Source organism: Siccirubricoccus phaeus, assembly GCF_008360935.1.
GTDB classification, from domain to species: Bacteria; Pseudomonadota; Alphaproteobacteria; order Acetobacterales; family Acetobacteraceae; genus Siccirubricoccus; species Siccirubricoccus phaeus.
This window is the reverse complement of record NZ_SRXO01000011.1, coordinates 99,687-119,076: the sequence shown is the minus strand read 5'-3', so window position 1 is coordinate 119,076 and position 19,390 is coordinate 99,687. Positions and strand designations below refer to the sequence as shown.

Sequence of the window (19,390 nt, the reverse complement as noted above, 5' to 3'; positions counted from 1 at the left end):
CGCGTCATGGGTGCATGATCGCAAGGTTTGGCCGCCGGAGCCTGGTGCTGGCCCTGCTCGCGCCGTTGCCGGCGGCGGCGGAGAGCCGGCCGCGCCGCCGGCCGGCGCGTCCTGCCCCGGCCCGAACCCCGGCCCCGGCGGTCAACCCGCCCCCGGCCCCGGCCGCGGTGCCGCCGATCGACGTCCCGGTGACCTCCTCCGCCCGATCCGGGCGGACGCCGGCGCCGATGCCGAATACCGGCATCTCCCCGCCATCGGTGGATGCGGCGCCGCGGTCCAGCGTTGATCTCGGCGTACCGACCCCGCCGGAACCCAACCAGGGCGAGACCTTCGGCAGCGCCGATCCGGCGCCGGCCCGCCGCACCGCCCCTGGCTTTCGCCTGCCCTCTCCCGGCGCCACCTTCCGCTTCCCCTTTTGATCTTTCCCCATGAAGGCGCTGGCGCGCCTTCATGGGGGCCCCGGAATCGCTGGGCGATCGGCGCCTCGCGCAGCCTGCCGCGGCAAAGCCGCGGCAGGATACCCGGCAGCGCCGGACGAAGCGCCGCCGATGGGCGAGGAGCCGAACCGGCAGGCGTCCGCGGATCAGAAGGCGATCCGCGTTCCGACGAACACGCTTCGCCCCTCGCCCGGGTAGAACACGGCGGTATTCGCCCCTGGCGCGCTGGCATTGGCCAGGGTGGCGACATCGCTGACGTAGCGCTTGTTGGTCAGGTTGCGGGCGTCGAGGAACAGGGTGATGCCCCGGCCGATATTCAGCCCCGCCTCCAGCCCCAATTTCATATAGGCATTGCCCCGCAGCGTATTGGCGTAATCCGCCCAGGCGCCCTCCGGCACCCAGTCGAGGATCGGGGTGATCCAGCCCTCCGGCCGCGCATAGCTGAGCGAGGTGCGCAGCACATGCTGCGGCAGGCCGGCGATGCGGTTGTCGCCATACTGGCGGTCGCCGCGGAAGCGGAAATCGTTCCAGGTCCAGACCTGGCCGAGGGTCAGCCGGTCCCCCTCCGCCAGCACGCCCCGCACCAGGTCGTAATGCGCCGCGAATTCCACGCCCTGGTTCACCGTGGTGCCGGCATTGAAGGTGCTAGCCGGGATGGAGGGATCGGTGGTGAATTGCAGCAGCTGGCCGCGGATCACGCTGCGGAACAGCGTCAGATCCCAGCCGCCGCGCTCGAAGCGGCCGCGGGTGCCGAGTTCCACCGTCCAGGCGCGCTGGGATTGCAGCGGCACCCAGAAGGGCGCGCCGCCCACCGTCTGCAATTGGTCGGAGAAATCCGGCACGTCCTGGCTGCGCGTGACATTGGCGAAGAATTGCAGCTCCGGCCGCGGCACGAAGAGCAGGCCGAGGCGGGGGTTCAGCCCCTCATAGGTCCGGCTGTAGCTCTGCCCGGTCAGCCGGTTCTCGAAGCTGCGGTCGTCATGCAGCGCCTTGGCGCCGGCGACCACGGCGAGGCTGGGCAGGACCCAGAGCCGGTTCTCGGCATAGATCTCGTAGTTTTCCGCGTTCTGCACCCCCTTCGCCACCAGCGCGCCGCGGGAGCCGCGGTTGTTCACATATTGCAGCGCGTCATTGGTGCCGGCGAAGTAGCGCGCCCCCACCACCAGCTCATTGCGCAGCCCGCCGATCTGGAAGCTGGTGCTGAAGCGCGGCGCTACGCCCCAATTCAGCCCGTCCTGGTCGATCACCTGGAAGATCGGGTGGTAGAGGCTCTTGTGGGTCAGCCAGGTGTCGATGTCGAACTGCCCCGCCCCCAGCCGCACCGTGGTGCGGTTGGCGAAGCGCTCCGCCCAGACATTGCGCGCCTGGTTGCCGGAGAGCGCGGCGGCGGCGGCGCTGCGCGGGCGGTTCAGCGCATCCGAGAGGCTGAGCGAGCCGGGCAATTGCTGCCGGACGATATAGGCCCCGGCATAGAAGCGGGTCTCGACATTGTCGCTGATGCGGTAGCCGAGATTGGCGTTGAATTGCTCGTACTGGCTGCGGCTATGCTGCCGCCAGCCATCCTGATGCGCCACCGTGGCGCTGCCCAGCACATCCCAATCGCCGAAGATGCGGGAGGCCTGGCCGGAGAGGCGCCAGGTGCCGAAGGTGCCGCCCTCCGCCCGCAGGATGTTGGGCGCCTCCGCGGTATGGGCGGTGGGGGTGGTGAAATCCACCGCGCCGCCGAGCGTGGAGCTGCCATGGCGCAGCGCATTGCCGCCGGGGTAGACGGCGGCGGAACGCAGGGCCAGCGGGTCGATCTGGTAGAAATCGCCGCTGCCATCGGCGAGGTTCACCGGGATGCCGTCCTGCAGCACCTCCACCCCGCGCAGATGGAAGCCGCGGGCGATGCCGGAACCGCGGATCGAGAGCCGCAATTCCTGCCCGTAGCGGCTCTGCACGAAGACGCCGGGGGTATCGGCCAGCACGTCGCGCAGGGTGAAGGCGTAGCGGTTGCGGAATTGCTCGCTCTCGATGAAGCGGGCGGCGGCCGGCGTCTGTTCCAGGGCGCGGCGCTGGGCCTCGACGGAGGGGGCGGTCAGCGACCCGGCGGCCTGGCCCTCCACCTCGATGGTGGGCAGGGTGGTCTGGGCCAGGGCAAGGCCGGGCAGGGCAGCAAGCAGGGCGGCGCCGCGCAGGGCGCGCTTCGGGATGGGCATGGCAATCTCCTGACGAACACGGGACGCCGCGCGGGGATCGCGCGGCGAGGTGGGCGTCAGGCGAGGGGCGGGGCGCGCGGCTGCTGCGGCGGGGCGCGGGCCGGGGCGGGCGGCAGCCCGGCCAGGCGCGGCGGCGGCGCCCGGACATAGGCGATGGGCAGCACCGGCAGGATCGGCGGCGCCGGCTCCAGCGCCGGTACGCCGGGGCAGACCGGGCAGCTATCGTGCTGCGCCGGGGCTTCCGGCTGGCCATCCGCGCCCAGATGCAGGGTGCGGATGCCATCGACGGTGCAGATCTCCACCGCCGTCCCATGCCCGCCCAGCGCGTTCAGGCAATGCGCGAAGGCCATGCCCCACTGCAGCGCGAGCAGCAGCGCGAGATGCGGGCCAAGGCGCAGGGCGCGGCGGGACATGCGGCGATGCATGCCGCAAAGACACGCCCTTGTCACCGCCCCTGCGGCGGGCCTGCGCCCGGCTGCTTCCGCCCGTGCGGGGGATGGGCGAGTCCGCCATTCCCGGGCCGTGGCCGGCACTCCCCCCGCCCGGCCGGGGGATAGGCTGCCCGGGCGTCATCCTCGCCAGGGCAGGAGAGCCGCCGGCGAGCCCGGCCGAACGGCCCTGGGAGCCGTCTCAGGAGGTCCCGGCCGCGGAGCGGCGAAGGATCTTGCCGCCGGGCCAGGACGTCGCCGCGACCGAGGCCGGCTGCAGCGGCAAGGCCATGGACGCTGCCGGCGCGGAAAAGACCCGCTGGCTGCGGCGCGGAGCCTTTGACAGGCCCCGGCTTCGGCGGCGGAAATTGACCGGCGCCCAAGGAAGGGGGAGTGTCCCGCCATGCCCGACGACCAGCCCCTGCCGACCCCCCTGCTCGAGCGCCTGGCCGCCCTGCTCGGCCCGCGCGGCATCCTGACCGAGGCCGCCGACCTCGAACCGCACCTCGCGGACTGGCGCGCCCTGTACCACGGCAAGACCCCCTGCGTGCTACGCCCTGCCAGCACCCAGGAACTGGCCGAGGCCGTAAAACTCTGCGCTGCCGCCGGCGCGCCGCTGGTGCCGCAGGGCGGCAATACCTCCATGGTCGGCGGCGGCGTGCCGGATGAGGGCGGGCGGCAGATCGTCGTCTCCCTGGCCCGGCTGAACCGGGTGCGGGACATCGATCCGCTGGACATGACCATGACCGCCGAGGCGGGCGTGGTGCTGAAGGCCGCCCAGGATGCGGCGGCGGAGGCAGGCTGCCTCTTCCCCCTCTCCCTCGGCGCCGAGGGGACGGCGACGATCGGCGGCGTGCTCTCGACCAATGCCGGCGGCAACACCACCGTCCGCTACGGCAATGCCCGCGAATTGATGCTGGGGCTGGAGGTGGTGCTGCCGGACGGGCAGATCTGGCACGGGCTGCGCCGGCTGCGGAAGGACAATACCGGCTATGCGCTGCGCCACCTCTTCGTCGGCGCGGAGGGGACGCTGGGCTTCATCACCGCCGCCGTGCTGCGGCTGTTCCCGCGGCCGCGGGAAAGCGAGGTGGCGCTCTGCATCGTGCGGGACGAGGACGCGGCGCTGGCGCTGTTCCGCCGGGTGCGGGACCGCGACGAGACGGCGGTGCGCGCCTTCGAATACATGTCCGGCACGGGGGTCGAGCTGTACCGCACCCAGATCGAGGGCGGCGCGGTGCCGCTGACCGGTGGGGCGCATTACGTGCTGGTCGATCTCGCCTCCTCCCGCCCGGATGCGGGGCTGCGCCCCCTGATGGAGGCGGTGCTGGAGGAGGCGCTGGAGGCGGGCGAGGTGCTGGACGCCACCATTGCCGAGAGCGAGGCACAGCGGGCGGCGCTGTGGCGCATCCGGGAGGAGCATCCGGAGGCGCAGAAGCGCGAGGGGGCGAGCGTGAAGAACGACGTCTCCGTGCCCGTCAGCCGGACGCCGGAGCTGATCCAGCACAGCTCCGCGGCGCTGAAGGCGCTGATCCCGGGCAGCCGGCCGGTGCCCTTCGGCCATCTCGGCGATGGCAACATCCATATGAACCTGCAGCAGCCGCCGGGGATGGCTGCCGCCGAATTCCTGGCCCGCAGCCATGACATCATGGATACGGTGAACGAGATCGTCCGCGAGCTGGGCGGCAGCTTCTCCGCCGAGCACGGGATCGGGCGGCTGAAGACGGACATGATGGAGAGCTGGCGCGGCGGGGCGGAGCTCGACGTGATGCGCCGGGTGAAGGCGGCGATCGATCCGCTGGGGTTGATGAATCCGGGGAAGGTGCTGCCCTAGGCCTGGTCGCCGCGGCGTTACCCCCAAGGTCATGGGCCCGGTGGGAGCCGGACCGGCAGGACGCGAAGCGGTGAGACCGCTCCAGCCACGCGGCGGCGCTGGCGTGGCATTGGTGCCCCAGACCGCACCGCCATGCGCGCATCGCCGGTGCTACGCGTGGCAGATGGGACATCTTATGGGTGGATAGGATAAATCCCATTTCCCGCCCGTTTCCGATGCGCCCGGACCGGGCGCCACCCTATATTGGCGCCATGAACGCCCTGCCCCAGCCCGTGCCGGAGATGATGACCGCCGAGGAATTCCTCGCCTGGGCCGAGGAGCATGAGGTGCGGGCGGAGCTGGCCGGCGGCCGGGTGATCGCCATGGCGCCGGAGCGCTACATCCATGCCCGGACGAAAGGGCTGGTCTTCCGCGCCCTGGACGATGCCATCCGCGCGGCCGGCCTGGCCTGCGAGGCGCTGGTGGATGGCATGGCGGTGCGGGTGGATGCCGGCACGGTCTATGAGCCCGACGCCATGGTCCGTTGCGGCGCGCCCCTGCCGCCCGACCTGCTGGTGGCGCCCGATCCGCTCATCCTGGTGGAGGTGGTCTCCCCCTCCTCCTCCCGCATCGACAGCACGGAGAAGCTTGGGGATTACTTCCGCCTCCCGAGCGTCCGGCACTACCTGGTGGTGGTGACCAAGGCGCGGCTGGTGGTCCACCATAGCAGGGGCGCGGCCGGCGGCATCGCCACGCGGCTGCTGAGCCAGGGCGAGCTCATCCTGGACCCGCCCGGCCTGACCCTTCCGGTCGCGGATTTCTTTCCCGCCGCCGAGTAGCTGCTCCGCCGGCTCAACCCGCAGACTCACGGGGTCCGTGGGGAAGCCTCCCTCCCGGCGGGGCCTGGCAACGCCGCCGCCAACGGGGGCGGCTCCCGGCCGGAGGTCAGGAGGCAAAGGCCGCCATTCTTACTCCCGTGTTTTCCCTCGCCCCCCAACCCAAGCCTTCCGCCCGCCCCTGCCCGCCGCTAGTGTCCCGATTCTGAAATCCTGCGGACTTCGTTCTCGGGCCGCCAGCTTTGTTTCAGTGGCCTGCGTGTCCGCTGCGTTCGCTGAAATCCAGCGAACTTCGCGGGCAGGACACTGGAGTGGTTTCACCTCGCTCTAGCCCTTTGTTCGGTCGCATTTTCGGGGTCGTCCGGCGATTCCGCCGGACCTGAAAATGCTCTAGGGTGCCGCCCGCCAGCCCCATGACCCGACTCGACCTCTACATCTTCCGCCAGCTCGCCCTCGCGCTGCTCGCCGTCACCATCGGGCTGGCGGCGCTGGTCTGGCTTACCCAGTCGCTGCGGTTCATCGAGCTGGTGCTGGACCGCGGCCTCTCCTTCCTCGTCTTCATCGAGCTCACCGGGCTGCTGCTGCCCAGCTTCTTCGCCGTCATCCTGCCCATCACCACCTTCGTCGTGACGCTCTTCGTCTATGTCCGCCTGGTCGCGGACCGGGAGCTGGTGGTGATGCGGGCCGCCGGGCTTTCGCAATGGCGCCTCTCCCGCCCCGCCCTCAGCCTGGCCGCGCTGACGGTCGGGCTCTGCTACTGGCTGAACCTGGACCTGGTGCCGGCCACCCAGGCTGCCTTCCGCGCCTGGCAGTTCGAGATCCGCAACCAGCTCGCCGCCATCCTGGTGCAGGAAGGCGTGTTCAGCTCGGTGGGGGACGACCTCACCGTCTATGCCCGCTACCGGGACAAGGACGGCACGCTGCGCGGCATCCTGGTGCATGATGCGCGGGAGCGCGGCGCCCCCGTCACTATCCTGGCGGAGGCCGGGCGCATCACCCCCACCCCCTCCGGCCCGCGCGTGACGCTGGAGAACGGCCAGCGCCAGCAGGTGGAGCGTGTGCCGCCGCCCCCCGGCAGCCCCCCCGGCACCCCGCCCACCACCCGCCTCTCCGTCCTCTCCTTCAGCGAGAACAGCGTGGACCTGGCCCGCACCACGCGGGGGGAGGGCGACAGCCGCTACCGCAACGCCCAGGAACGCACGCTGGATGAGCTGCTGCACCCGGATCCGGCGGACAACGTCCCGGAACGCGACCTGCGCCGCTTCAAGGCGGAAGCGCATCGGCGGCTGGCGGACCCGCTCAACACCCTCTCCTTCTGCCTGGTCGCCCTGGCGACGGCGCTGACCGGCCAGTTCCGCCGGCATGGCGGCGGGTTCCGCCTCTTCACCGGCATCGCCGTGGTGGTGGTGCTGCTGGCCGCCGGGCTCATCGCCGGCAATCTGGCGGCGCGGCAGAACGCGATGATCCCGCTGCTCTGGCTGGTCACCGTGCTGCCCGGGCTGGCGGCGACCTGGACCATCGCCGGCCTGCCCGGCCTGCCGCGGCCCCGCCCGCGCCCGCCGGCGGCGGATGCCGCCTGATGCCGGCCGCCACCCTCAGCTTCTACGTCGCACGGCGCTTTCTCTCGGCCAGCCTCGCCATGCTGGCCGGCCTCACCCTGCTGGTCGCCCTGTTCGATTTCATCGAGCTGCTGCGCCGCGCCGCCAACCGGCCGGAGGCGGGCTTCGCCCTGGTGGCGCAGATCGCCGGGCTCCGCCTGCCCTTCGTCGCGCTGCAGATCCTGCCCTTCGCCATCCTGCTGGGGGGCTTGCTCGCCTTCTGGCGCCTCACCCGCTCCTCGGAGCTGATCGTGGCGCGGGCGGCGGGGATTTCCGCCTGGGGCTTCCTCTCCGGCCCCATGCTGGTGGCGCTCGGCTTCGGCCTGCTCGGAACGCTGGCCGTCTCGCCCCTCTCCTCCGCCATGCTCGCCCGGGCGGAACGGCTGGACTACGCCTATCTCCGCGCCCAGGCCGGCATCACGGCCATCGCCGGCGGCCGGCTCTGGCTGCGCCAGGCGGATCGGGGGCTGGAGCCGCAGGGGGTGGCGATCCTCTCCGGCCGGCCGGTCGCGGAACGCGGCGCCGCCAGGGGCGCCGCCTTCGCGATGAATGACGTCAGCCTCTGGCGCCTCTCCGCCCAGGACCGGCCCCTGGCGCGGATCGAGGCGCCGCGCGCCCGGCTGCTGCCCGGCCGCTGGATCCTGGAGGAAGCCGTGACCTTCCGCCCGGACCACAGCGCCGGCCCGCCGCAGGAGCTGAGCTTCCCCACCGACCTGACGCCGAACCGCATCGAGGACAGCTTCGCCTCCCCGGACACGCTGAGCTTCTGGGCCCTGCCGGGCTTCATCGCCATCCTGGAACAGGCGGGGTTCTCGGCAGTGCGGCACCGGCTCTACTTCCAGTCGCTCCTCGCCCTGCCGGTGCTCGCCACCGCCATGGCGCTGCTTTCGGCCGGCTTCTCCATGCGCTCCTCCCGCCGCGGCGGCACGGCGCAGATGATCGGGGCCGGGGTCGCGGCCGGCTTCGCCCTCTTCGTGCTGGACCGGATCAGCGGCGAGTTCGGGGAGGCCGGCACGCTCCCTGTGCAACTGGCCGCCTGGGCGCCTACCATGGCCGGGCTGCTGCTTGCCCTCGCTTTGCTGCTGCATCTGGAGGATGGATGATCTCGAGGACGCCTGGTGTGGCGGCGGCGCTGGCCGGCTTCCTTCTGCCCTGCCTGTTCCTGCTGCTGCCGCGCGAGGCCCGGGCGCAGCTCGACGCGCCCTCCCTCACCCCGCGCGACCCGGCGCCGCTGACCGGGCCGGCGCCCGCCCCGGCGCAGCCCCGCCGCCCCGGCCGCGTGGGCGGGGAGGAATCGCCGGAGGACAGCAACGCCCCGGTCACCTTCACCGCCGAGGAGGTGGAGTATGACCGGGAGCGCGGCGTCGTCACCGCCCGCGGCCGGGTGGAGGCCTGGCAGGGCGAGCGCATCCTGCGCGCCGATGAATTCACCTATGACCGCAACACCGGCATCGCCACCGCCCGCGGCAACGTCCAGCTCCTCGAAGCCGACGGCACCGTGCTCTTCGCCGACACGGCCGAGCTGAAGGACCGCTTCCGCGACGGCGTGCTGACCGGCGTCCGCGCCCTGCTCGCCGCCAATGCCCGCATGGCGGCGAACGGCGCCCGCCGCACCGGCGGCACGGTGAACGAGCTGGGGCGGGTGGTCTATTCGAGCTGCGACCTCTGCGAGGACGACCCGACCGCCCCGCCGCTCTGGCAGGTGCAGGCGCGGCGGGCGATCCAGGACCGCGATTCGCACCGCATCACCTATCGCGACGCCACGGTGCGCTTCTTTGGCGTGCCGCTGCTCTACACCCCCTATCTCTCGCATCCGGAGCCGGGGCTGCCGCGCGCCTCCGGCTTCCTCTTCCCCTCCACCGGCATCACCCGCTTCCTCGGCGCCTATATCGGCCTGCCCTATTTCTGGGCCATCGACGACACCCAGGACCTGCTGATCACCCCGATGTTCTCCGCCCGGCAATATCCCAATGTCGGGCTGGAATACCGCCGGATGTTCAATTCCGGGGAGATCACCGGCAGCGCCTCCATCGGCGGCCTCTCCGGCAAGGACAATGACGGGAAGGAAGAGCTGGCCGGCCATATCTTCCTGAAGGGCCGCTTTGCGCTGGACGAGCATTGGCGCGCCGGCTTCGATCTGAACCGGGCGAGCAGCGAGATCTATCTCCGCACCTTCCGCTACCTGTACCAGCGGGTGCTGACCAGCCAGGCCTATACCGAGGGCTTCTGGGACACCACCGGCTATGCCCGCTTCGATGTCCGCGCCTATCAGGGGCTGCGCACCTCGGACGATACCCGCCAGGTGCCCTATGTGCTGCCGAACCTCTACTACGAGATGGCGCCGCGGGAACGGGTGGCGGGCGGCTTCCTCACCGCCGATGTCAGCGCCCTCGGCATCTACCGGGAGGTCGGCAGCCTCAGCCAGCGCCTGGCCACCAGGGTTTCCTGGAACCGGCCGGAGGTGGACGAGCTCGGCGGGCTCTGGACCTTCAAGCTGCAGGGCGACCTGCTCGGCTACCGCGCCCGCGGCCAGCAGGAGAGCCCGACCCTCCTGCCGGACGCCAACGGCAACAACACCGTCGGCAATATCCGCGCTGCGGTGGATTGGCGCATGCCCTTCGTCCGCTCCGCCGGCAATTGGGGCAGCCAGACCATCGAGCCGCGGGTGCAGCTCGTCACCGGCCCGCGCATGGGGGCGCAGCGGCGCATCCCGAACGAGGACAGCGTCGATTTCGAGTTCACCGACGCCAACCTCTTCGCCCTGAACCGCTATACCGGGCGGGACCGGCAGGAAGGCGGGACGCGGGTGGACACCGCCATCCGCGCCGCCTGGGACTTCCCCAATGGCGGCCAGGTGGAGGCGCTGGTCGGCCGCTCCTTCCGCCTCGACGACGACATCTCCAGCCCCTATCCGGGCTCCGGCCTCGACCGCCGCGGCTCCGACTACGTCGCCCGGCTGCGCGTGGCGCCGACGAGCTGGTTCGAGGTGCTGGGCCGCGTCCGCACCGATGGCGAGCGCTGGACGCAGCGCCGGCTGGCGGACACCACGGCGACGCTCGACCTCGGCCCGGTCAGCCTTTCGGCCGGCTATCTCTACGCCCCGCCGGTCGCCTACCTGGCGCCGTTGCGCTCGCGCGACGAGGTCTCGGCCGGCGTCAGCGCGCGGCTCGGCGAATACTGGCGGGCGGCGGTCACGGGGCGCTACGACCTCGGCATCGGGCGCTTCGCGGTGGTGTCCGGCAGCGTCGGCTACGAGGATGAGTGCTTCATCCTCGAAGGCCGCTTCCTGAAGCGCTTCGCCCAGGACCCGGCGACCGACACCACCTACCCGTCGAACACGGTGGTGCTGCTGCGGATCGGGCTGAAGACGATCGGCGACTACTACTTCCGGGCGTTGTAGCCGGGGGGGCGGAGGCGCGGCGGCGGCGGTCAGCCGGGGCCGGACGGCGCGTCACGCCGCCGGGCGGCCCCTGGGGGCAGGCCGGTATGCGCCCGGTAGAGGCGGGCGAAATGCCCCGGGCTGGCGAAGCCCACCCGGGCCGCCAGGGCGACGATGCCGGGCCGTTCGGCCGCGAGAATCGCCTGCGCCCTTCGCAGCCTCGCCTCGGTGATGAAGGCCAGCGGCGTCTGCCCCGTCGTGGCGCGGAAGGCGCGGTGGAAATACCCGGCCGAGAGGCCGAGCAGGGCGGCCAGTTCGGCGATGCGCAGCGGCTCGGCCAGCCGGGCTTCCACATGCTCGGCGATGCGGCGAAGCTGCCAGGGCGCGAGCCGATGGGCGCGCGGCAGGGCGCGGGCCGGGCCATGGCGGGCGGCGAGATGCGCGGCGGCCGCCCGGCCCATCGCCTCGCACCAGAGCGGATCCAGCAGGCCGTCCGCCGTCAGCCGGCGGGCGAAGCCGCCGATCAGCGCCGCCAGGAACGGATCCTCGGCATTGGTGAAGGCGCCGCAGGCGGGCTGGCCGAAGCCCTCGAAGGCCGCGGGATGCAAGGCGAGGGAGGCCCATTCCGCGCGTACCGAGGTGAAGCGGAGCTGCCGCGTGGCATGGGCGGGGATGAAGGAGACGGCGCCGGGCCGGTCCGGCCCGGCATAGCGGTGGCCGCACTCGCTCCGCACCTCCAGCCGCTCCGCGCCGCCACGCAGCGTCACCAGGACCAGCGGATGCGGCAGCCGGATGATCCCCTCCACCGCGGCGGTGAGGTCGCGGCGGGCGGTGTCGAAGCTGCCATCCCGCCAGCTCGCGCTGCGCCAGTCCCGGCAGAGCGGTTCCACGCGGCGGAGGGCGGGGGCGGCGGCGATCGCGTCCATGGCGGCTCGGCCGGGGATATGGCGCCGCCGGCGGGGGCAGCAAGGCCACGGGCGGGAAAAGGTCAGGATCGCGCCTGCCGCCGCAGGATCGCGCGCGCCGTGCCGCGGCCGACCCCCTACCTGCCGCGGAACCGGCCGAGGTCCCGCGGGGCCGCCGGGACGGCGGCGAAGGAGGGATTGGAGATGATGCAAACCGATCACGGCGCGACGGCGCCGGAGGCAACCCGCCGGCGCCTGTTGGGCGCCGGGCTCGGGCTCGGCGGTGCCGGGATGCTGCCGGCCGGCGCGGTGCCGGCCCAGGCCCAGGCCCAGGCACCCGGCGCGGCACCGGCGCCGGCCGCGCCACGCGCCGGGCTGCTGACCCGCAACATCCCGCGCACCCAGGACAGCGTGCCGGCGATCGGCCTCGGCACCTTCCTCACCTTCGACCTCATCCCGGGGGCACCGCGCGGCCATCTGCAGGAGGTGATGCGCACCTATTGGGACGGCGGCGCGCGGGTGGTGGACACCTCGCCGCTCTATGGCATGGGCGAGGTGAATGCCGGCGCCTTCGCCACCGCCCTCGACATCAACGGCCGCATGTTCCTGACGAACAAGCTGTGGTCCACCGGCGAGTTCCTGGCGGATGACAGCCATGCGCGGCGCAGCCTGGAGACCTCGCTGGCGCGGAGCTGGCGGTCGCAGATCGATGTGCTGCAGTGCCACAACCTGGTCAACATCGACATCGCCCTGCCGCTGATGGCGGCCTGGAAGCGTGAGGGGCTGGTGCGCTTCACCGGGGCCACGCATCACGACTACGCCTATTTCCCGGTGCTGGCCGCGCTGGCGGAGCGCGGCGCCGTGGACTTCATCCAGCTCCGCTATTCCATCTTCTCCCGCCAGGCAGAGGAGCGGGTGCTGCCCGCCGCCGCGGCGCAGGGGATCGGCGTGCTGGTCGCCATGCCGCTGGAAAAGGCCAGGCTGACCAAGCTGGTGGAGGGGCGGCCGCTGCCGGATTTCGCGCCGGAGATCGGCGTGCGGAGCTGGGCGCAGTATTTCCTGAAATGGGTCATTTCCCACCCCGCGGTGACCTGCGCCCTGCCGGCCACCGCCAACCCGGCGCATGCGGCGGAGAATGTGGCCGCCATGCAGGGGCCGATGCCGGACCGTGACATGCGCGCCCGCATGCTGCGCCACATGGAGGGGATTCCCGGCTTCGATGCGGTGGAGCGCATGCCCTGGTATCCGGATAAGCGCTACCCCGGCGTCATCGCCCGCGCCCAGTCCGGGCTGCGCGCACGGTCCGGCTGAACCGGCCCCGGCCCGCGCCGGCTCAGCCCAGCCGCTGGGGAGGGCGGCCGCCGGGACGGATGCGCGGCGGCGGCTTCGGCCCCATCACCGCGTCGATCTCCGCCTTGGCGCGGTTCAGCGCATCGGCCAGCGTCACCACCAGCGCGTCGCGCGTCACTTCCCGCGGCTGGCCGCGATTGGGCGGCGGGACGATGGTGACGCTGAAGCCGGCCTTGCCGTTATCCACCACTTCCAGCCGGTGCAGGCGATATTCCCGCGTCTGGACCACCTGCAATTTCGCCATCACCACGCTCTCCATCAGTCCTGGAAACGACCGAACCCATGGCGGCGGGCATCGCGGCGGCGATGCCTTCCGGCCTGGGGTGCGGCCTTGTCGTCGATTGGCTTGCTGCGCCGCGATTGCGGCTCCCTCGGGGCAAGCTGTGGCGGCAGTCTGGCGCCGCGGATGCTGCAATGCAACACGGGGGGGGGGGCTCCGCCCTGGCCCCGCCAGGGGGCTGCCCGTTGGCGGCAGGGCCGCCGCCCCCGCCGGGCCTGGACCGCCCCGGTCTCCCGATGGGCGTCCCGGCGCGGGCGTCGCAGCTACGGACCTGAACCGGGGGGCGACGTCCTTTCCCGGAGCAGGATCGGCTGAGCTTCGCCCAGTCGCGCATTGCTCGGCTGCGTGATTAGCGGTTTGGGTCGAGTCGACCGCAACCGATCACGCTCCAGAGCGGCTTCGCCTCGCCTGCGCTAGTCGAACCCGCTCCAGCCCTTTGTCCGGTCGCATTTTCCGCGTCGTCCGGCGATCCGCCGGACTTGAAAATGCTCTAGAGCTCTTCCGGCTTCCCCAGGCCCTCGCCCCGGCCCAGCCGCCTTTCATAGTGCTTGTGGTACTTGTCCGTGATCAGCGCCGTCTTCACCACGACGCAGATATCCGTGGTGTTGAAGGGCTCGTCCAGCACCGCCCCGTCCCCGACGAAGCCGCCGAGCCGCAGATACCCCTTCACCAGCGGCGGCAGCTCGTTCTGCACCGCCCGCAGGTCGAGCTGCGCCGGATCCAGCCGCGCCATGTCCACATAGCGCTGCGGCAGGGCGCGCGGCCGCAGCGGCTCCGGCGCCAGGTGGTGGGCGTGCAGATAGGTCAGCACCGGCGCCAGCGCGTCCAGATCCGTGCCGTGCAGGCTGGCGCAGCCGAACATCAGGTCCACATTGTGGCGGAAGACATAGGCGGCGATGCCGCGCCAGAGGAGCTGCAGCGTGCCGCGCGTGCGGTTCTCGGCATCGACGCAGGACCGGCCGAGCTCGAGGATCTCCCCCGGCAGGGCCAGCAGCTTGCCGATGTCGAATTCGCTGGCGGTGTAGAAGCGGCCGAGCCGGGCGGCGGCGGAGCGGCGGATCAGCCGGTAGGTGCCGACCACGGCATCGGCGCCCTCGCCCCGCTCATGGTCGATGACCAGCAGGTGGTCGGCGACGGCGTCGAATTCGTCCCGGTCGCGGCGGGAGGCCGTGGTGGCGGCATCCGCCTGGGCGCCCATCTCCTCGTAGAAAACGCGGTAGCGCAGCGCCTGGGCGGCGTCGATCTCGGCCGGGGTTTCGGCGATGCGGACGCCGAGATGGCCGGCCCGCAATTCCCCGAAGCCGGCGCCCGCCTCAGCCCCGCTCATTCCTGGCGCTGCGGCTTGCCGCGAGGGCGGGCAGGGGGCGGGGCGGTGGCCGGCCGCCGGCCGAAGAGTTCCAGCCTGGTATCCTCCAGCCGGAAGCCGAGATCGCCGGCGATCTGGCCGAGCAGGGCTTCCAGCCGCTCATCGGCGAATTCGATCACCTTGCCGGTGTCGACATCGATCAGGTGGTAGTGGTGGCCGCGATCGGCCTGGTCGTAGCGGGCGCGCCCGCCGCCGAAATCGCGGCGCTCGAGGATGCCCTTCTCCTCCAGCAGCCGGACGGTGCGGTAGACGGTGGCGATGGAGATGCGATCGTCCCGGGCGATGGCGCGGCGGTAGAGCTCCTCCACATCCGGGTGGTCGCTGCTTTCCGAGAGCACGCGCGCAATCAGCCGGCGCTGTCCCGTCATCTTCAGGCCGCGCTCGATGCACAGCCTTTCGATGCGGGAGATCCCCTGGTCCTCGGTGAGGCTGGGCGTGTGCATGCGCGCGGTGATCTAGCCTTCATGGCCCGGGCAGCAGGCTGCCGGCGGGGGGTTCGAATGGGTGGCCGCCCGAGGGTGGCCTGCCTGGGATCGCGACCATAGCGCCGCGGCTGCGTCGCCACCATCGCCGATGCGGGACGAGGCGGCCCGGGTTAGCGGCCGGGCGGCCCGGGGGTCAAGCGGGGTGGGTCAAGCGGGGCGGCTCCGGGCAGTTCCGGCGGAGGGCGCCGCCACCGGCGCGCCGGCTGGCCGCCTGGACGGGCCTTCCGGGCGGGCCGCTCGGACGGGCCTGGTCCGCCGCCGCCCCTGCCCCTCCCGGCCAACCCTGCCCCGGCGTCCCAGCCACCCGCTGCCGCAAGGCGAGGGCGATGCGGCTCCGGGGCTCAGCCGGCCGCCTTGGCGGTGGCGGGCGGCGGGGCGGCGTCGCGCCGCGCCCCGCGGGCCGGGCGGCCGCGCGGCTTGGTGCCGAGGCCAATCTTCTTGGCGAGCGAGGAGCGATGCTTGGCGTAATTCGGCGCCACCATCGGGTAGTCCGGCGGCAGGCCCCAGCGCTCCCGGTACTGGTCGGGGGTGAGGTTGTAGGAGGTCTGCAGATGCCGTTTCAGCATCTTCAGCTTCTTGCCGTCCTCCAGGCACACCAGATATTCCGGCGTGATCGATTTCTTCACAGGAACGGCAGGCTGCGGCCGCTCCGGCTGCGGCTTGGCCACCGGCTGCCCGACCGAGGCCAGGGTCCGATACACTTCCTGGATGAGGTTCGGCAGATCGGCCAGCGACACCGGGTTGTTCGAGACATGCGCGGCCACGATTTCTGCGGTCAGTCCGAGGAGGTCGGCAGCGGGGGATTCTTCAGCCATCTGGCATGTCTTCCTGTTCCAGGCCTTGGAGCTATACTGCGTTCGCTGGCCGTTTCGCAATGCGGCTTGTCGATTCGCGGGGGTAAATGGGGTGACATACCTTCAGGGTCAAGAAATCACCGGGGATCGCCAGCTCGATATCACCGCCGAGACTTGCCCGATGACCTTCGTCCGCACCCGGCTTGCGCTGGACCGCATGGCGAGCGGGGAAACGCTGCTGCTCCGCCTGCGCGGCGAAGAACCGCGCCGGAATATACCGCGTACCGCGACCGAACAGGGCCATGCGGTACTGGCCGAGGTCGAGACGCCGGAGGGCGACATACTATTACTGTTGCGGAAAAAATAATCCGCGGCGCCTTGTTCTACAGTATGTTGCAGGCAGAAGCCGGCAGGGCGCGGCGCAGCACCAGCGCATCCCCGCCATCCGCATAGTAGCGCCGGCGGCGGCCCACCTCGACGAAGCCGGCGGCGGCATAGAGGGCCCGGGCCGCCGGATTGCTTTCCGCCACTTCCAGGAACATCGCCGCCGCCCCGGCGGCCAGGCCCAGCGCGGCGCCCAGCAGCGCGGCGCCGCAGCCCCGGCGGCGGGCGGCGGGCGCCACCGCCAGGGTGAGGATCTCCGCCTCCCCGCCCGCCGCGCGGGCCAGGATGAAGCCCTCCCCCGGCAGGTGCAGGGCGAAGGCGCCGGGCATTTCCAGCATCAGCCGCAGCGCATCGGCGCCCCAGGCCTCCGCCGGCGGGAAGGCGAGGCGGTGCAGCGCGGCCAGGGCCGGCGCCGCCTCCGGCCCGGCCAGGGCGGGGCTCATCCTGGCAGCCGCACCGCCGGCGGCTCGGCATAGAGCGGGCGGAGCGGCAGCGAGGGCAGGCGGCCGGCGAGGCGCAGCGCGGCGACGCGGGCGGCGGCCGCGGCCTGGGGCAGCCGGGCCTCCGGCACCAGCCGGGCGCCCGGCAGCAGCGGCGCCAGGGCCGCGGCGGCATCGCCCAGCAGCAGCAGCCGGGGCGGCGGCGGCGGCAGGGCGTCCGGCGCCAGGGTCTCGGCGGGGCCGGCGGCCGCCGCGGCGCCCGGGGGGAAGCGTTCCAGCACCACCCGACCACGTCTGGTGTCGATGGCGCTCCACGCCTCATGGCTCTCGCGCAGGGCAGGAGGCAGGGCGGCGGCCAACGCCTCCCCGGTCGTCACGCCGATGCCGGGGCAGCCGGCGGCCAGGGCGACGCCCTCCGCCAGGGCCAGGGCGGCGCGCAGCCCGGTGAAGCCGCCGGGGCCGACCACCGCCGCCACGGCGGACAGCGCCGCGGCCGGGATGCCGGCCTCGGCCAGCACGGCCTCCACCATAGGGGGCAGCAGCGCGGCGTGGCCGCGGTCGCCCTCCGCCAGGCGCTCCGCCCGGGTCACGCCATCGGCGACCACCGCGGCGGAGCAGCGGGCCAGGGAGGCATCCAGGGCGAGAATCCAGACGGGCGGCATGGCGGCAATCCAAAGGCTGCGATCGGGGCTTTGCCCCCAAACCCCCACCGGGGGGAAGAGCTTCCCCCCGGACCCCGCCCGCAGGTCCCAAACAAGCGGGTTCAAGCTGCGGGAGCGCCTTCCCGCGGGCCATAGGCCTCCGTCAGCAGCGCCCTCGCCGCCTGTTCCAGCGATTCCGCCGCGGCTTCGTTGCCCAGATAGGCGGCGGAGGTGAAGGCGCCCTCCAGCAGCAGCAGCAGCGTATCGCCCAGCGCCTCCGGCGCCCCGGCCTCCGCGCACATCTTCCGCAGCCGGTCCCGCTTCACCTGCCGGTAGCCGTCGATCAGCTTCCGCACCGCATGGTCGGGGTCCGGAAACTCCACCGTGACGATCGCCATGGGGCAGGCACGGAAGCCCGGACTGCGCAGCAGCGCCGCCGCCTGTTCCACGTAATGCCAGGGCCGCTGCCGCGGATCGGGTAGCGCCATGGTCTCGGCATAGAGCGCCTCGCCCGACTCGCACTGCTCCTCCAGCAAGGCCTCCACCAGCGCGTCCTTGGAGGGGAAGCTGCGGTACAGCCCCATCTTGGTGGTGCCGGCAACGCGGCATAGCTCCTCCACCCCCGTGGCATGGATGCCCTGGCGGTAGAACAGATCCCTGGCGGCTTCCCGCACCCTTTCCGCCGCGTTGCGCTTCTCGCGGGTGGTGGGTTTGCGGTCCTCGGTCACGGCGCACCTCCTGGCTTTCGGCTCGGTCCATTGGGGACCATACGCGGAACAAGCGCTGGTCCCTCTTGCAAAGAGACTGACCGGTTCGTATCAATGAGACGAACCGGTCGGTATCATCCGGCCCTGGAGATAAGCAATGCCCACCCTTCCGCGCAAGTCCCGGGATCGGACCCTGGGCCGAAGGCTCGGCAAGGCCCTGGCCCCGCTGGCCTTCGCCCTGGCCCTCAGCCCCATGCTGGCCGCCGCCCAGGCGCCGTCCGCCCCGCCTGCCGTCACCGTCGCCCAGCCGCTGCACCGCAACATCACGGAATGGGACGAGCACATCGCCCGCCTGGAACCCTTCGCCCGGGTGGAGCTGCGCCCGCGCGTCTCCGGCCAGGTGGACAAGGTAAATTTCCGCGACGGCCAGCTCGTCCGCGCCGGCGACCTGCTCTTCACCATCGACCGCCGGCCCTTCGAGATCGCCCTGGAAGCCGCCCGTGCCGAGGTGGCCCGCGCCGAGGCGAAGCTCGACCTCGCCAACCAGGAGATCGAGCGGACCATCCCCCTGGTGCGCAACCGCTTCGCGCCGGAGGCCCAGCTCGACTCCCGCCGCGCCGCGCAGCGCGATGCGGTGGCGGCGCTGGACGCCGCCCGTGCCGCCCAGCGCAATGCGGAGCTGGAGCTGAGCTGGACCGAGGTGCGCGCGCCCAATGCCGGCCGCGTCTCCGACCGCCGGGTCGATGCCGGCAATCTGGTCCAGGCCAACACCACCCTGCTGACCACCATCCTGACGCTCGACCCGATCTATGCCCGCTTCGACATGAGCGAGGTGGACTATCTCCGCCTCGCCAGGCAGACCCAGAGCGGCGCCCGGCGGCCGGACCGTGAGCCGGGCAACACCCCGGTGCAGCTCCGCCTGGTGGATGAGACGAGCTTCGACCACAAGGGCCGCATCGACTTCCTGGATACGGCGCTCGACGCCCGCAGCGGCACGGTCCGCGCCCGTGCGGTGCTGCCCAACCCGGATTTGTTCCTGACGCCGGGCAGCTTCGCCCGGCTCCGCCTCTGGGCCGGCGAGGCGGAGGCGCTGCTGGTGCCGGATGCCGCCATCGCCGCGGACCAGGCCAGCCGCATGGTGCTGACCGTGACGGCGGACGGCACGGTGGTGCCGAAGCCGGTCGTGCTCGGCCCGGTCATCGACGGGTTGCGGCTGGTCCGCAGCGGGTTGGCGCCGGAGGACCGCGTCATCATCGCCGGGCTGCACCGCGCCCGGCCGGGCGCCCGGGTGACGGCGGAGCTGGGGCGCATCGGCGATGCCTCCCAGCTCGCCGAATCCCGCTGAGCGCGGG

At 72.3% G+C, this 19,390-nt stretch carries 19 protein-coding genes; 9 read left to right on the top strand and 10 right to left on the bottom strand.

Annotation, left to right across the window (positions count from 1 at the left end; translation table 11 throughout):
• The first annotated feature begins 14 nt into the window (after nucleotides 1-14).
• Complete coding sequence (locus E5N76_RS16550) at nucleotides 15-419, top strand: hypothetical protein (protein WP_149538422.1); 405 nt, start codon at nucleotides 15-17, stop codon at nucleotides 417-419.
• Between the two features lie 164 nt (nucleotides 420-583).
• Here the strand turns inward: E5N76_RS16550 and E5N76_RS16545 are convergent, their stop codons facing one another.
• On the bottom strand, nucleotides 584-2,635 hold the full coding sequence (locus E5N76_RS16545; RefSeq protein ID WP_149538421.1) for a TonB-dependent receptor family protein: 2,052 nt from the start codon (nucleotides 2,633-2,635) through the stop codon (nucleotides 584-586).
• Nucleotides 2,636-2,691: 56 nt separating this feature from the next.
• Complete coding sequence (locus tag E5N76_RS16540; protein ID WP_207792001.1) at nucleotides 2,692-3,048, bottom strand: DUF2946 family protein; 357 nt, start codon at nucleotides 3,046-3,048, stop codon at nucleotides 2,692-2,694.
• Nucleotides 3,049-3,466: 418 nt separating this feature from the next.
• On the opposite strand from E5N76_RS16540, the gene E5N76_RS16530 reads away from it, so the two are divergent.
• From E5N76_RS16530 to E5N76_RS16510, 5 genes are all read left to right on the top strand, one after another.
• On the top strand, nucleotides 3,467-4,894 hold the full coding sequence (locus E5N76_RS16530; RefSeq protein WP_149538418.1) for an FAD-binding oxidoreductase: 1,428 nt from the start codon (nucleotides 3,467-3,469) through the stop codon (nucleotides 4,892-4,894).
• A gap of 251 nt (nucleotides 4,895-5,145) precedes the next feature.
• Nucleotides 5,146-5,712 (top strand): Uma2 family endonuclease, encoded by a 567-nt coding sequence (locus E5N76_RS16525; protein WP_149538417.1) that lies wholly within the window; start codon nucleotides 5,146-5,148, stop codon nucleotides 5,710-5,712.
• 410 nt (nucleotides 5,713-6,122) lie between these two features.
• Nucleotides 6,123-7,289: an LPS export ABC transporter permease LptF gene (lptF, locus tag E5N76_RS16520; protein WP_149538416.1), complete on the top strand. Its 1,167-nt coding sequence runs from the start codon at nucleotides 6,123-6,125 to the stop codon at nucleotides 7,287-7,289.
• Nucleotides 7,286-8,410: an LPS export ABC transporter permease LptG gene (lptG, locus tag E5N76_RS16515; RefSeq protein WP_149538415.1), complete on the top strand. Its 1,125-nt coding sequence runs from the start codon at nucleotides 7,286-7,288 to the stop codon at nucleotides 8,408-8,410. The genes lptF and lptG overlap by 4 nt, the downstream gene beginning before the upstream one ends.
• Nucleotides 8,407-10,707 carry an LPS-assembly protein LptD gene (locus tag E5N76_RS16510; RefSeq protein WP_149538414.1) on the top strand — a complete coding sequence of 767 codons (2,301 nt, stop codon included), beginning with the start codon at nucleotides 8,407-8,409 and terminating at the stop codon, nucleotides 10,705-10,707. Before lptG ends, E5N76_RS16510 begins: the two co-directional genes overlap by 4 nt.
• 29 nt (nucleotides 10,708-10,736) lie before the next feature.
• Here E5N76_RS16510 and E5N76_RS16505 read toward each other — a convergent pair whose 3' ends face one another.
• The gene (locus E5N76_RS16505) at nucleotides 10,737-11,612 is read right to left on the bottom strand and encodes an AraC family transcriptional regulator (protein WP_149538413.1); all 876 of its coding nucleotides are present in this window, start codon (nucleotides 11,610-11,612) and stop codon (nucleotides 10,737-10,739) included.
• 183 nt (nucleotides 11,613-11,795) lie between these two features.
• Here E5N76_RS16505 and E5N76_RS16500 point away from each other — a divergent pair, with 183 nt between their 5' ends.
• Nucleotides 11,796-12,902, top strand: coding sequence for an aldo/keto reductase (locus E5N76_RS16500; RefSeq protein ID WP_235907736.1), 1,107 nt, complete (start codon nucleotides 11,796-11,798; stop codon nucleotides 12,900-12,902).
• Nucleotides 12,903-12,924: 22 nt separating this feature from the next.
• Here E5N76_RS16500 and E5N76_RS16495 read toward each other — a convergent pair whose 3' ends face one another.
• The 4 genes from E5N76_RS16495 to E5N76_RS16480 all read right to left on the bottom strand — a co-directional run bounded on the left by E5N76_RS16495 (nucleotide 12,925) and on the right by E5N76_RS16480 (nucleotide 15,887).
• Complete coding sequence (locus E5N76_RS16495; protein ID WP_149538412.1) at nucleotides 12,925-13,185, bottom strand: hypothetical protein; 261 nt, start codon at nucleotides 13,183-13,185, stop codon at nucleotides 12,925-12,927.
• 526 nt (nucleotides 13,186-13,711) lie between these two features.
• On the bottom strand, nucleotides 13,712-14,548 hold the full coding sequence (locus E5N76_RS16490; RefSeq protein ID WP_149538411.1) for a GNAT family N-acetyltransferase: 837 nt from the start codon (nucleotides 14,546-14,548) through the stop codon (nucleotides 13,712-13,714).
• Nucleotides 14,545-15,030, bottom strand: coding sequence for a Fur family transcriptional regulator (locus E5N76_RS16485; protein ID WP_149538410.1), 486 nt, complete (start codon nucleotides 15,028-15,030; stop codon nucleotides 14,545-14,547). Before E5N76_RS16485 ends, E5N76_RS16490 begins: the two co-directional genes overlap by 4 nt.
• A 383-nt stretch (nucleotides 15,031-15,413) precedes the next feature.
• A complete protein-coding gene (locus E5N76_RS16480) occupies nucleotides 15,414-15,887 on the bottom strand; it encodes a Ros/MucR family transcriptional regulator (RefSeq protein WP_149538409.1) in 474 nt (157 codons plus the stop codon).
• A gap of 160 nt (nucleotides 15,888-16,047) precedes the next feature.
• Between E5N76_RS16480 and E5N76_RS31390 the strand changes: the two genes are divergently transcribed.
• Nucleotides 16,048-16,233, top strand: a complete 186-nt coding sequence (locus E5N76_RS31390; protein WP_235907735.1) for a sulfurtransferase TusA family protein — start codon at nucleotides 16,048-16,050, stop codon at nucleotides 16,231-16,233.
• Between the two features lie 16 nt (nucleotides 16,234-16,249).
• On the opposite strand, the gene E5N76_RS16470 is transcribed toward E5N76_RS31390, so the two are convergent.
• The 3 genes from E5N76_RS16470 to E5N76_RS16460 all read right to left on the bottom strand — a co-directional run bounded on the left by E5N76_RS16470 (nucleotide 16,250) and on the right by E5N76_RS16460 (nucleotide 18,059).
• Complete coding sequence (locus E5N76_RS16470) at nucleotides 16,250-16,693, bottom strand: GNAT family N-acetyltransferase (RefSeq protein WP_149538407.1); 444 nt, start codon at nucleotides 16,691-16,693, stop codon at nucleotides 16,250-16,252.
• Nucleotides 16,690-17,352 (bottom strand): tRNA (adenosine(37)-N6)-threonylcarbamoyltransferase complex dimerization subunit type 1 TsaB, encoded by a 663-nt coding sequence (gene tsaB, locus E5N76_RS16465; RefSeq protein WP_149538406.1) that lies wholly within the window; start codon nucleotides 17,350-17,352, stop codon nucleotides 16,690-16,692. Before tsaB ends, E5N76_RS16470 begins: the two co-directional genes overlap by 4 nt.
• A 101-nt stretch (nucleotides 17,353-17,453) precedes the next feature.
• The gene (locus tag E5N76_RS16460) at nucleotides 17,454-18,059 is read right to left on the bottom strand and encodes a TetR/AcrR family transcriptional regulator (protein WP_149538405.1); all 606 of its coding nucleotides are present in this window, start codon (nucleotides 18,057-18,059) and stop codon (nucleotides 17,454-17,456) included.
• Nucleotides 18,060-18,195: 136 nt separating this feature from the next.
• On the opposite strand from E5N76_RS16460, the gene E5N76_RS16455 reads away from it, so the two are divergent.
• Nucleotides 18,196-19,383, top strand: a complete 1,188-nt coding sequence (locus E5N76_RS16455; protein WP_235907734.1) for an efflux RND transporter periplasmic adaptor subunit — start codon at nucleotides 18,196-18,198, stop codon at nucleotides 19,381-19,383.
• Nucleotides 19,384-19,390: the final 7 nt, after the last annotated feature.